Genomic DNA, 13712 nt, shown 5'->3' on the forward strand with positions numbered 1-13712 from the left:
GGCTTGGTCCGGGGTCCAGTGCGATCAAGTCCTTGATCGCGAAAGAGTCCTTTCACGGCGCAGACGCGCCGTGGCTGGATGCCGGATCTAGTCCGGCATGACGGAACACGGATTTTTCGTCATTATCGATAACGCATGTCCAGCCTCACACCCCGAAGCCGGCGTGGCATCCGCCCACAGTCCCCCTCAGACCGCCAGACGGAATACCGTGGACGCCTCCGCCGCCGCAAGCGTCAGCGCCTCCTCGCGCAGCATGGCATCGAGGAACAATGGCAGTTCCTCACGGTAGCGGGCGAAATCGTCCGCTTGTGTCAGCGCTGAATCCGCGTCGATATGCAGGTTCAAATCGCTGCCGTCATCTTCGCCGCGGAAGGTAAGATTGAACCCGTCGCCGGGACCATTGGCAAGAATGTGCCTGATAACGGCGAGCCCCGCAAAGACCGGTGCGCTGAAGGGCAGGACATTGATGAGCGGCGAGAAGAAGAAGCGCCGGCCCCTCGGGATTTCCCGATCGGCGGCGATCTGCTCGATGCGGTAGCGGCCATGCAGGCGCTGCCTGCGCAGATTGGTGGCGTTGCGCCTCAGAAATACACCGAGGCTCTCGCCCGGCTCGATGGTGAGATGGAAGGGGAGGATATTGACCAGCATCGCCGGCATATGCGCGCCGACACTGCCCCAGCGGCTCATGAAAGGCAGCCACAAGGTCAGCACATCGCGATCCGGATGCGGCAGGACACGGTGGAGATAAAGGCCTGAGAGCAGCACCAGAAGATCCGGCCAGCCGATCTCCATTGCACCCGCCACCTGCTGCAATCGCATGCTGAACCCCTGCGGCAAGGCCGCATCGGCATGCAGGCCGCCGCCGCCATAGTCCTCGCAATCCTTGTCCAGCACCGGCAGATCGGCGGGTGCGGCGAGATAGGCCGCCCAGAAATCACGGTCCTTCTCGAAACGCCGGCTTTGCTTATAGGCATCCTCTTCGGCAAGGAAATCACCGAAGGGGTGGAAATCCGGACCCGCTTCGCCCTTGCCGCAATAGTGCCCGTAAAGCTGTCCGCAGCGCTGCTCGACCAGCGTCAGGCCATAACCATCCACGACGATATGATGGGCGCGGATGTACCAGAGATAGCGGTCATCGGCGATGCGATAGAGCAGCTGCGCAGAGAGCCTGTCGGTTCTGAGATCGAGCCTTGCTTCCACATCCGCGTTCATGCGCCGCAGCGCCTCTTCCAGGGGAGCGGGACTGGTGCGCAGGTCGATTAGTTCCACCACCGGGGCATGGCTTGGATCGCAGCATTGCTGCGGTGTCTCGCCATCGTCGCCGATACGAAAACGGATCGACAGGACTTCGGACTCGCGCACGGTGCGTGTAATTGCCTGAAGGAGCGCGCTTTCGTTCACCGCACCGGAAAGATCGATGTAATGGGCGACGGTGGAAACCGGCTCGTCGGGATGGAAGGAAAACTCCTCCCAGAAATCGAGTTGCGGCTGCGTCAGTGGAAGCCAGTCGCCGGCAGGATCGATATGCGCCATCTGTTTTTCCTTGAACAATTTCCGTTATCGGGCGCGAAATCCCGCCCGAAATGATTGGGTTCACGCCGCCCGGGCGGCCAAAAGCGAGGTCACCTGTCTGGCGTTGCGGCACCGCAGAAGCTGCTGCGGCGTCAGTTCCACGCCGAAGGCAGTGCGGATTTCAGCCGAAACGATCTTCAGATGCGAAGGCAAAAGACCGAGCGCCAGCAGGTCGCTGTTCGCATCCACATTCGCCGGTTTTTTACCCAGCACGCCGAGATAGATATCCAGCACCCGGCGGTCGCCCTGATCGGCGACGGGAGCCACCGGGGCGGAGATTTTTGCCGGTTCCACACCACCCGTCGCGCCGGTCAGCAATTCGCGGGCACGACGGCGATCCGGCTTGCCATTGGCCGAAAGCGGCAGATCGTCGACCTTGAGAAACCGGCCGGGCACATGCGATTCCGGCAGATGGCTCCGGGCAAAATTGCGCAGATCGGCGGTGGAGAGTTCGAAGCCGGGCGCAACGACGTAAAGCACGCCGATGGCCGCCTCGCCCGTTTGCTCGACACCGTAATCCACCACCAGAACCCGCTGGATGGAAGGATGGCGGATAAGCTCGTTTTCCACATCCGGCAGCGAAACGCGCACGCCGCGCACCTTGACGTAGCCATTGACGCGGCTTGCAAACATGATCTTGCCGTCCGGCCGGTAACGGCCCCGGTCTCCGGTGCGGAAGGCGCGCACCGGCTTTCCCTCGGGATCGTTGACCGTCACGAAATCCGTCTGGGTAATCGCGCCATCTTCGAGATAGCCGATCGCCACATTCACGCCCGCCGTGTGGATGCGGCCAACGACACCGGCCGGGCAATGGTTGCCCTGATCGTTGAGGACGAAATATCGATTGGCGGGCAGCGGGTGGCCATAGGGCACGGCCGCGATATCTTCCGCAACGATCTCGTGCCAGATGCTCCAGATCGTCGTTTCCGTCGGCCCGCCGAGCGATATCAGCCGCAGATCGGACTTCAGCCTGCGAAGCTCTTCGATAATCACGGGCTTGATGTAATCGCCGCCCTGCGCCACGAGCCGGAGCGAAGAGAGCTGGTCACCACGGCGGCAGGAGAGAAGCATTTCGAGGATGGCCGGCACCGAGCACCAGAGCGTGACGCCATGTTCGGCCAACAGCTCGTTCCAGCGCACCGCATCTTTTTCCTCGCCGGGTTCCGGCAGCACCAGCGTCGCCCCGGCGACAAGCGCGCCGAAAACATCGAAAACGGACATGTCGTGATGCAGCGGCGTGACTGACATGAACACGTCACCCTCCGTCACCGTCCATTCCGCAAGCGTGCTGCCGATGACATTGGCCGTGGCGCGGTTGGAAAGCACGACGCATTTCGGTTTGCCTGTCGTGCCCGACGTGTAGAGATAATAGGCAGGCTCCTCGCTTCCGGAGAGTGCGGCTACGTCAGCCATGGTAACGGGCGCACCAGCTGGTGCGGGCATGGACAGAAGCTCCGCCGGATCGACAGCCTTAAAACCCTGCGGAGCGCTGCGGGCGACGATGACAGCCGGGCGGCAATTGGTCAGCAGGTAGCGCAGGCGATCTTCCGGCGAGCCGGCATCGACCGGCACCCAGACCGCTCCCATAAATGCTGCGGCGAGCGTGATGGCCGTATGTTCGGGACTGCGCGGCAGGCATACGGCCACGACATCGCCCCGGCCGATGCCGCGCGCCTTGAGGCCCGCCATCGCCCCTGCCACCATCTGACCGAGTTCGCCATAAGCGATGCACCGTTTGCCGCTGACAAGTGCCGTGCGTGCTGGGTCCCCCTTGAAAAGGTGGCCGGCAATCCGCTCCAGAAATGGCGGGCAGACGAAGCTGCGCTCGTCACCATTCAGCCTGTAATGGGACAGGTCGACAATATCGCGTCTATTGAAGGAGAAAGCGCCGCTATCCGCGATCCCGGCAATCGCACGCTCGATGGCTGCGAGAATATCCGCCACCATCGCCGCATCGATCGCCTGCTCCGCATAGTCTATATCGAGGACAAGATCGCCCTGCTGATTCTGCGAAAAGCGGAAATCCATCGCCACCTGCGGCGTCTGCGTAAGCCCACCCACCCATCGCATCTCCGATTCGGGTGAGAGCGTCGGCCAGGTAAGGCCGTTGGTAATCACGACGGGCAAAGCAAGTCCGCCCGGATTGGCATTGAGAAGCACGCGATTGAGATCGATACCCGAAAAAGCCAGATGGTTCAGCCCATCAAGCACATCCGTCTGCAGGCCTGCCGCCCGCTCCGCAAAGCTGCCCTTGGCCGCATTCCATTGGACGGCGATGAAGCTCGAGCGGTTGGCAAAGGCTCCTCCCACCTGCGGCGCAACGGGAATGCCAACGACAAGAGCGCCTTCATTGAGCCAGAGTGAGAGCACATCGAGGATCACTGCCGTCAGCGCCGAATTCTTGAACAGCCGCTCTTTCGCGCCGATGCGTGAAAAGGCGGTGAAGCGCTGCTTTTCGACGAGCAGGCTCTGGCGGCTGTAACGCGATGTGGGAATGGTTTCGAGCGGTGCTTTCCACGGCAGTTGCGAGGGCACCTCGGCATCTTTCAGCTTGTCCGCCCAATAGGCAGCGTCCCCGGCGCGGGCCGCCGCGATATCCTCCTTCGGCGTTCCGGTCGTGGCGGCGGTTTCTGGCGGCAAGACGCCATCGAAGAGTTCCGCTGCAAGGCTGGCAATGGCCCGCCCATCAAGAATAAGCGCGTCGAAACGCAGGAAGACGACAACTTTATGCCCCGCCGTCCCGGTATCCGGCATATGGAAGATCGTGACCTGCCATGGCGAGGCTGCGAGATCGAAATGTGCATGGGAAAAATCCCGTCGCGCCGCCTCGACCCTTGCCTCGGCTTCCGGAACAGACAGGGCCGAAAGATCGACACGATCGAGATTGATCTTCGGCTCGTCGGAGACGATCTGCACCAGACGCCGCTCATCGATGCGGGTACGCAGGCTTTCATGTCTCCCGACCATTGCGGCAAGGCGCGACTGCAACAGTTCCGGGTCGATATTGCCGCGATATTCGCGGAACTCCTGCATCGCCACACCGCTGAGCGGCAGATGGGTGCCGCGCCCGAGCAGATAGGCCTGTTGCAGGGGTGAGAGTGGACGTTCCATGGGTTTTCCTTTTGCCTCGGCTGCCGCTTCCGGCTGCCGTGCGACCAATCGCTCCACGCTTGCAGAAGTAAGATCGGGGCTTTCCGCGAGCCGGCGAAGAAGAGCGACGTAGGTTTCGAACAAAGCGCGCAGCCAGCTCTCCGGCAGCGCATCGAGCCGCACGTCCCAGTTGATCAGCAGGCCACCATCCAGAGCCGCCACCTGCGCATCCAGCGCGACGCCCGGCCCCTGCGAGACGGTGTGGACCATCGGGCCGAACAACCGCCCGACCCGTTCCGAAAACAGCTCTCCGCCCGGAAGATCGACCCCGGCGGTAAAGACCACCGGCGAGGTCTGCAAACCACCGCGCAGGCGGGAGAGATCGCGCATGACGCTGACCCCCGGATAGGACTGGTGCGCGAGAAGGCCGTTCATTTCATCGAGCAGCCGGCCGAGCAGCGCTTCGACGCTTTCTTCAGGCCTGATTTCCACGCCGAGCACTAGCACGTTGGAAAATTCGCCGACGATCTCATCGACCCCTTGCACCAACGGCGCGCGCCAGAAACCCGGCACGGAAAGCCGGAATTTTTCCGCCCCCGCCGCCTGCGACAGCGCCACCGCGAAAACGCCGAGCAGAAGGGTCGATGTCGTCACGGAGCAGCGCCGCGCCGTCTGCTCCAGACTGCCGCGCTCAGCCGCTGAAAGCATTGTGGCGAGCCGGTCCGTGCGAACGGCGCGCGAGGGGTCATCGGACAGAAACGGTAGCGGCGGAGCGTCCGGAACATCGGCAAGCCTTTGCCGCCACCATAAACGGTCCTTTTCGCGCCGGCCCCTCAAGTCAGGATCGGACGCAAGACGCTCCGCCCAGTCGAAAAACGACGGGGGCACTGATTCGAACGTCAGGGTTTCGTCTACGCCTGCCGCCGTCTCGTAGAAGCGGGCAAGGTCTTCCATCACGATCCGCACGCTGGCCGGATCGATGGCCAGCATGTCCGTGTCCACATGCAGACGGCAACGCCCTTCCGGCAACAGGCTAAGCGAAATCGCCGCCGGTGCGGCAGCACGAAGATCAGCCCCGCGATGGCTCCACTTCTCGCGTTTCGTCTCAAGACGGCGCGCAAGCGCCTCCGAATCAAGCGCGGTCATGTCCTCCACATCAAGGCGGAGCGGCCGGCCGACAGGATCGACGGACTGACGCCCTTCCGCGTCGATACGGAGGCTCAGCATGGGATGACGCCGGCAGAGACTTTCGACGGCAACAGCCAGTTTTTCCGCATCCACCGCCTGCCCCTCGAATTCGAGGTAAAGATGGGGCGTAACTTTCCCGAGTATTCCATCCGCCTCACGGCCGACCCAATAGGCCACCTGCATCGGGGTTAAATTTAGCATGTGAGTTTGAACCGGTTGACAAAACATGATTAGCATACTCAAGTATAAGCCATCGTCAACCACTCGCACAGGAGGCATCCCATGAAAACGGGAGCACTCAGGACGAATGACGTCGAATCCGACGAAATTACTGAATTTAATAGAGAATTTCTGTTTACTTCCGGCAGCGGGCAATTACGCGCCAGGGGTATTCGCGAAAGGATCGCGATTCCCGCCCGTGGCGGCGAAGACATATCCAGCCCGCTGCAGCAGGCACTGGCCGGCGCCTTCGAGCGTGCGCGCCGGGACGGCGAGCAGAACCCCATCGCCATCGGCGCTATCCCCTTCGATGTCAGTGAACCTTCATGCCTGTATATTCCATACAACCATGAATGGAATTCTAGGGATGCCGCGCCGATCGTCGCCGATTCGGCCATGCCGGCGCTTGTCGGCCAGAACAGCCTGCCGGACGAGACCGGTTTCAAGCGTGCCGTCGAGCATGCCATCGTCAATTTCCGTCATTCCGAAGTCCGCAAGGCGGTGCTTTCGGTCATGCGCGAACTGACCTTCGCCTCCGAGGTGGATGTCGAAAGATTGCTGGCGAGCCTCGCCAAGCAGAACCGCGAAGGTTACCAGTTCCGCATTCCGCTTCCCGATGGCGGCGACCTGATCGGCGTCAGCCCGGAACTCCTGATCCGCAAGCAGGGCGAGAAAATCATCTCGAACCCGCTGGCGGGATCGGCAAAACGCATGGTCGATCCGGCGGCGGACAAGGCCAATGCGGATCGGCTCTCGGCATCCGAAAAGGACCATTACGAGCACAGCCTGGTGATCGAGGATATCCGCTCGCTGCTTTCACCGGTCTGCGCCGAACTCGATGTTCCTGAAAAACCCTCCCTCATCAACACCGCCGCACTCTGGCATCTTTCAACGCGTATCGAAGGCCGACTCGCTGATCCCGAGACCAATGCGCTGCAGCTTGCTTGCCTGCTGCACCCCACACCGGCCGTCTGCGGCTTCCCCACCGAGCGCGCCCATCGCCTCATCCGCTTCGTCGAGCCTTTCGAGCGTGGCCTCTTCACCGGCATGGTCGGCTGGACGGATTCTGAAGGCAATGGCGAATGGGTGGTGACTATCCGTTGCGGCACCGTGCAGCGGGAAACCGTGCGGCTCTTCGCCGGCGCCGGCATCGTGGAGGCCTCGGAGCCCGAATCCGAATGGGCCGAGGTGCAGACCAAGCTCAAGACCATGCTGAACGCCTGCGGTCTTTCTGCCTAATTTTCCCAGGAACGAACCATGACAATCGAATTTGAACGCTGGCCCGAGGATTTCGTTAGCCGATACCGCCAACGCGGCTACTGGATCGACCGGCCGCTGAGCGGCATCCTCACCGAACAGTCGGAGCGCCGGCCGGATGCGACGGCGCTGATCTGCGGCGACCGCCGCTTCAGCTATGCCGATCTCGACCGGCAATCCTCCAATCTTGCCGGCCATCTCTCCGCCGCAGGCGTCGGCAAAGGTGACACCGCACTGGTGCAATTGCCTAACATCGCCGAGTTTTATCTCGTGTTTTTTGCGCTGATGAAAATCGGCGCGGCACCCGTCAACGCGCTTTTCAGCCATCGCCGGCTGGAAATGACCTCCTATGCGGAGCAGATTGCACCGAAGCTGGTGATTGCCTCCCGCAGCCACGAGCTTTTCGCCGGTGACGCATTTGTGGAGGCGCTGAAGGCGGTCTCTCCAGAGCTTGCCGTGACCCTGCTGCTCGGCGAAGCCGATCCGCAGCGCAGCCTTGAGCGGATGCTTGCCAGTCCCGCCGAAAACCCGCCCGCCTACGCCCCTTCGGCGGCGGACGAGGTGGCGTTGTTCCAGCTTTCCGGCGGCAGCACCGGAACCCCGAAACTGATCCCCCGGACGCACAACGACTATGATTACAGCGCCCGGGCCAGCGCGGAGATTTGCGAACTCTCGCCTGAGACCCGTTTCCTTTGCGCCATTCCGGTGGCGCATAATTACCCGATGAGCTCGCCCGGCGCGCTCGGCGTTTTCCACGCCGGCGGCACCGTGGTCATGGCCGCCAATCCGGAGCCGCTTGCCTGCTTCGATCTCATCGAAAAACACGAGATCGACATGGTGCCGCTGGTGCCGCCGGCCGTGGCGCTGTGGCTGCAGGCTGCACCCGCCCATCGCGAACGGCTGAAATCCCTCAAGCTCCTGCAGGTCGGCGGCGCAAGCTTTGCCGAAGCCCTGGCCCGCCAGGTGCCAGAAGTGCTGGGCTGCGACCTGCAGCAGGTATTCGGCATGGCGGAAGGGCTGGTGAACTACACCCGCGCCGGTGATCCCGACCATATCGTTTTCACCACGCAAGGGAGGCCGATCAGCCCGGATGACGAGATCCACATCGTCGACGAGGACGGCAACGATGTGCCCGAGGGCGAAGCCGGCATGCTGGCGACCCGTGGCCCCTATACGTTCCGGGGCTATTACCGCGCGCCCGAACATAGCGCCCGGGTCTTCGACAGGGATGGGTTCTATTATTCCGGCGATGTCGTGCAGCGCACGCCCGAAGGTTATCTCCGTGTCGTTGGCCGGGTGAAGGACCAGATCAATCGCGGTGGCGAAAAGGTCGCTTCGGAGGAGGTCGAAAACCTCATTCTGCGACATCCAGACGTCACCCATGCAGCACTCGTGGCGATGCAAGACGAACTGCTCGGCGAAAAGAGCTGCGTCTTCGTCGTTTCCCGCAATCCCGCGCTCAAGGCGCCGGCCATCCGCCAGCATCTCGCCGGTCTTGGCGTCGCGGATTACAAGTTGCCGGATCGCGTCCGTTTCATCGAGGCCATGCCGCTCACCGCCGTCGGCAAGATCGACAAGAAGCGCCTGCGCGACCTGCTTGTGACACCCGTCGCCATCAGCGCCTGACACGCAGCACAAAACAAAGGGGACGCTCAAAAAAGAGCGTCCCGAAACCAGAGATTAAGCGCCCCCTGGCGCAGCAAACCACCGAGGTCATCATGACGATCCCCAGCATTTCCGACTATCCGATGCCGGTTGCCGCAAGCTTTCCGGCCAACAAGACAAAATGGCAGCCTGACGCGAAACGCGCCGTGCTCCTCATCCACGACATGCAGCGTTATTTCCTGCGGTTCTACGAGGCCGACGGCAAGCTGATGACCACCCTCATCGACAATCTCGCAAAGGTGAAGGCTTGGGCGGTTCAGAACAGCGTACCTGTTATCTACACCGCCCAGCCGCATGACCAGCCGCCGGGCGACCGTGCGCTCCTGAACGACATGTGGGGACCGGGTCTCACCGTCGTCGATCCCGAACTGCAAAAGGTGGTGGATAAGCTCGCCCCGACACCTCAGGACATGGTGCTGACCAAATGGCGTTACAGCGCCTTCCAGCGCTCCGACCTTACTGAGCGCATGAAAGGCTGGGGCCGTGACCAGATCATCGTCGGTGGCGTTTACGCCCATATCGGCTGCATGATGACGGCGGTGGAAGCCTTCATGAAGGATATTCAGCCCTTCATGATCGGTGACGGCGTTGCCGATTTCTCGGAAGCCGAACACCGCATGGCCTTGCAATATGTGGCGACACGCTGCGGCGTGGTGATCGACACCGCAAGCCTTGTCGGCGCGGGAGAAGCCACCGATATCAGCGAATGGCTGAAAGCCCGCGTCCTGCAAATGGTGGAGGATGAAAGCGATATCGACCCCGACGAGAACCTGATCTTCTACGGGCTGGATTCGCTACAGGTGATGAAGCTTGCCGGCGAGCTGAAGGAACGCGGTGTCACCGTCGGTTTTGACGAGCTTGCGCGTGTACCCACACTTTCCGCCTGGTGGGCGCTGATCGAAGAAAAGCGGCTCGCAGCCTGAGCGGACGAAAAAGATGACGCAACAGAGATTTACCGGGCGGCGTGTGCTGGTGACGGGTACGGCCCAGGGCATCGGCCGCCGCATCGCCGAACGTTTCATCGAGGAAGGGGCCGAGGTCATCGGCCTCGACCTTCTGGCAAGAACGACGGAAGCGCCCTTCCGCCAGATCGCACTCGACATCACCGACGCGACGGCGGTGGAGACGGCCTGCAAGGCAATCGAAAGCGAATGGGGCGGGCTCGATATCCTGGTCAATGCCGCCGGCATCTTGCGGCTCGGCGACAGCGAAAGCCTGACGCCTGCGGACTGGAAAGCCTGCATGGACGTCAATGCAGCGGGACCGTTTTATATGCTGCGGCAATGGAGCGGCATCTTCAAACGGCAGCGGCGCGGTGCGATCGTCAATATCGGCTCCAATGCCGCCGTCGTGCCGCGCATCGGCATGATGGCCTATTGCGCCTCCAAGGCGGCGCTGGTCAGCCTCAGCCATTGCGCCGCCCTTGAGCTTGCACCCTATGGCGTGCGCTGCAACGTCGTTTCACCGGGCTCCACCGATACGCCGATGCTTGCCGGCATGTTGAGCGATCCCGCCGGCAAGGAACGGCTGGTCGCCGGCCTGCCCGAGCAGTTCAAGCTCGGCATTCCGCTCGGCAAGATCGCAAGGCCTGATGATATCGCCGATACGGTGCTGTTTCTCGCCTCCGATCAGGCCGGCCATGTGACGATGCAGCAGATCGTGGTTGATGGCGGCGCCACGCTTGCGGCTTAAATTCGCGCCGTTGGATTGAAGGTGAAGAATATGGCCGTCGCAACGGCGTTTCATCGCGAAGCCGTCTCCGGCGATCCACCGGAGGCCATCTGGCCTTGGCCGGACGACAGCGGCGATTGCCATTGCCTCACCCTTCGTTACAGCGCCGAAGAAGGCGGCGGCGAGGTCCCTCCCTTGCCGCCGCAGCTTTTAAACGCCGCGCAGAGACGCAAGGCGGAATTCATCGCCGGCCGCAGATGCGCGGCGGAAGCCACGCGCCGCCTCACCGGCTACGCCGTTTTTCCCGGTATGGGTGAGGATCGCGCCCCGATCTGGCCCGAGAGCGTCATCGGCGCGATTTCCCACAGCCATGAGCGGGCGATTGCGCTCGCCGGCTCTTCCCAGCGATTTCGCGGCATCGGCATCGATATCGAAAGGCTGCTGACCGAAGAGGAGGCCCGCGATATCGCCCCGCAGGCCTTGACCGCGAATGAGCGCCACGACCTCGGCAAGGATATCGATCCCTTCATGACCGGGTTGGTTTTTTCGGCCAAGGAAAGCCTGTTCAAGGCGCTTTATCCGACAGTGAAACGGCTTTTCTTTTTCGAGGCGGCCGAATTATCCGGCTTTGACGCAAACGGCTCCGCATCATTGCGCCTGACGGCCGACCTCAGCGAAGACTGGCGCCGCGGAACGGAGGTTCCCTTCCGCTTCTGCCGCTTCGAAGGCCTGCTGCTCACTCGCATCCTTCTCCCGTATTGAGGGAAAAATGGTAGATTCATAACTGAGAAGATCATATTTTAAACCCGTCTTCCCGTCATCCGAGTGAAACACTCGGAAGGTACGCAGCCTGTTGGAATGATTCCAAACATTGAACGGTGGAGACACGATATGACCGACATCGATACGAGCAAATTGTCTTGGGATGAGTGGGACGAACTGCAGAACCCGCCGCCGGCCGAAACCGATTTCGACCGCGTGGTTGAAACCGCGATTTCCCGCCGCGGCTTTCTCGGCGGCGTGCTGGCCTTCGGTTCGGCCGCGGCCGCCATGGGTACGCTGGGCAACCTGTTGAGCAGCACCTCCGCCGAGGCGCAGGAAGCTGCCGCCGGCCGTTTCCCGTTCAAGCCGGTTGCCGCCGCAACCGACCACACCATCCATGTCCCGGAAGGCTATAACTGGAAGCCGCTGGCGAAATGGGGCCAGCCGCTGTTCTCCAACGTTCCCGATCTCGACCCCGCCAAGGGCGTCAGCGTTGAAAATTCCGACAAGGTCTTCGGCGAAAACACCGACGGTATGGAACTCTTCGTGGTCGGCAGCCATCAGCTGATCGCCGTCAACCACGAATATGTGAACCCGGAAACCAACCTGCCGCACGCTGAAAAAGGCAACCCGAAGACGGCCGACGATGTGAAGATCCTGCAGAACATGCAGGGCGTCACCGTCATGGAAGTCGCGGAAGACAAGGACGGCTGGAAGATCGTTCTCGACAGCCCCTTCAACCGCCGTATCCACCACAACACACCGATGAAGCTTTCCGGCCCGGCCGCAGGCTCCGATCTCGTCAAGACCGCCGCCGACCCTGATGGTATCGACTGTCTCGGGACCTTCAACAATTGCGGCGCCGGCCGCACGCCGTGGGGCACCTACCTCACCTGCGAAGAGAACTTCAACGGCTATTTCGGCACCACCGACGCCGCCTTCAAGCTGCCTGATGACTACAAGCGCTACGGTATCGTGGCCGAGACGCGTTATGCCTATGAGAAGTTTGACGAGCGTTTCAACGTCGCCAAGAACCCCAACGAACCGCGCCGCGCCGGTTATGTGGTCGAGATCGATCCTTCGGACGCCAAGTCCACCCCGATCAAGCGCACCGCGCTTGGCCGCATCAAGCATGAAAACGCCGCCGTGGTGATTGCCCGTGACGGCCGTGTCGTTGTTTACATGGGTGACGACGAGCGTGGCGAATTCCTCTATAAATTCGTCTCCAACGGCATCTACGTGCCGGGCGGCGACACCTCCAAGCTGCTTGACGAAGGCACGCTTTACGTCGCCAAGTTCTCCGATGACGGCGCCGGCGAGTGGCTGGCCCTGACCCCTGAAACCACGGGCATGAAGATCGACGAAATCTGCGTCTTCACCCGACAGGCCGCTTCCAAGGTCGGTGCAACGACGATGGACCGCCCGGAATGGGTCGCCATCAACCCGGTCGCCATCGAAGCCTATTGCGCGCTGACCAACAACAGCCGCCGCGGCGAAATGAAGGACGGCAAGCTGCGCGCCAATGCCGGCGGCGACGCCATGGCGACCAATGCCGCCAACCCGCGCGAGAAGAACGAATACGGCCAGATCGTGCGCTGGTATCCGGAAAATGACGACCATGCGGACGGCAAGTTCAAGTGGGACCTGTTCTGCATGGCCGGCAACCCCACCGTCCACAAGGACGCCTATGCGGGTTCTTCGAACATCAACGAAGGCAACATGTTCAACTCGCCTGACGGCATGATGTTCGATAGCACTGGTCTGCTCTGGATCCAGACCGACGGCGAGGATAGCAATGAAGGCAACTTCGCCGGCCAGGGCAACAACCAGATGCTGGCGGGCGACCCGGCCACCGGCCGCATCGAGCGCTTCCTGACTGCCCCGAAGGGTTCCGAAGTCACCGGCCAGACCTGGTCCGGCGACAAGCGCACCCACTTCGTCGGCATCCAGCACCCCGACGCCCCCTTCCCGGATGGCGAAGGCAAGCTGCCACGCTCGGCCCTCATCGCCATCAAGCGCGACGACAATGTGAAGATCGGCTGACGCATCGGCATGAATGGACCCGGATCGCGATGGAAATCACGACCCGGGTCACGATAAAAACGCCGCGTGCCCGAAAGGACACGCGGCGTTTTGCCAGGTTACGAAAAGCATGGCTTTGCGAAATGGCACGTCGTCACCGGGTAGCCCCCATCCATTGATCACACAAGGTTGCTCGATCAAGGCCGGTATGGCCGTGCCACGGATCGCAAGAGACTGTTTTATGACGCAGATGCCCGTCAGCGGAT

8 protein-coding genes are annotated in these 13712 nt (G+C 61.9%); 6 read left to right on the forward strand and 2 right to left on the reverse strand.

The genetic code is table 11. The features are described 5' to 3' along the window. Positions 1 to 186 precede the first annotated feature (186 nt). Both DA915_RS19200 and DA915_RS19205 read right to left on the reverse strand, forming a co-directional pair. Positions 187 to 1533, reverse strand: a complete 1347-nt coding sequence (locus DA915_RS19200) for a condensation domain-containing protein (RefSeq protein ID WP_107676955.1) — start codon at positions 1531 to 1533, stop codon at positions 187 to 189. Between the two features lie 60 nt (positions 1534 to 1593). Then, a complete protein-coding gene (locus tag DA915_RS19205) occupies positions 1594 to 6051 on the reverse strand; it encodes an amino acid adenylation domain-containing protein (protein ID WP_107676956.1) in 4458 nt (1485 codons plus the stop codon). Between the two features lie 81 nt (positions 6052 to 6132). Here DA915_RS19205 and DA915_RS19210 point away from each other — a divergent pair, with 81 nt between their 5' ends. The 6 genes from DA915_RS19210 to DA915_RS19235 all read left to right on the forward strand — a co-directional run bounded on the left by DA915_RS19210 (position 6133) and on the right by DA915_RS19235 (position 13467). Further along, a complete protein-coding gene (locus DA915_RS19210; protein ID WP_107676957.1) occupies positions 6133 to 7308 on the forward strand; it encodes an isochorismate synthase MenF in 1176 nt (391 codons plus the stop codon). Between the two features lie 18 nt (positions 7309 to 7326). Further along, positions 7327 to 8952 carry a (2,3-dihydroxybenzoyl)adenylate synthase gene (locus tag DA915_RS19215; protein WP_107676958.1) on the forward strand — a complete coding sequence of 542 codons (1626 nt, stop codon included), beginning with the start codon at positions 7327 to 7329 and terminating at the stop codon, positions 8950 to 8952. Positions 8953 to 9044: 92 nt separating this feature from the next. Next, on the forward strand, positions 9045 to 9914 hold the full coding sequence (locus DA915_RS19220) for an isochorismatase (protein ID WP_107676959.1): 870 nt from the start codon (positions 9045 to 9047) through the stop codon (positions 9912 to 9914). 13 nt (positions 9915 to 9927) lie between these two features. Beyond that, positions 9928 to 10683, forward strand: a complete 756-nt coding sequence (dhbA, locus tag DA915_RS19225; RefSeq protein ID WP_107676960.1) for a 2,3-dihydro-2,3-dihydroxybenzoate dehydrogenase — start codon at positions 9928 to 9930, stop codon at positions 10681 to 10683. Positions 10684 to 10713: 30 nt separating this feature from the next. After that, entirely contained in the window at positions 10714 to 11424 is a 711-nt protein-coding gene (locus tag DA915_RS19230; protein ID WP_107676961.1) for a 4'-phosphopantetheinyl transferase, read from the forward strand. Between the two features lie 129 nt (positions 11425 to 11553). Continuing rightward, positions 11554 to 13467, forward strand: a complete 1914-nt coding sequence (locus DA915_RS19235) for a PhoX family phosphatase (protein ID WP_107676962.1) — start codon at positions 11554 to 11556, stop codon at positions 13465 to 13467. The last annotated feature ends 245 nt before the right edge of the window (positions 13468 to 13712 follow it).

The organism is Agrobacterium sp. LAD9 (genome assembly GCF_003031125.1).
Taxonomy (GTDB): domain Bacteria; phylum Pseudomonadota; class Alphaproteobacteria; order Rhizobiales; family Rhizobiaceae; genus Agrobacterium; species Agrobacterium radiobacter.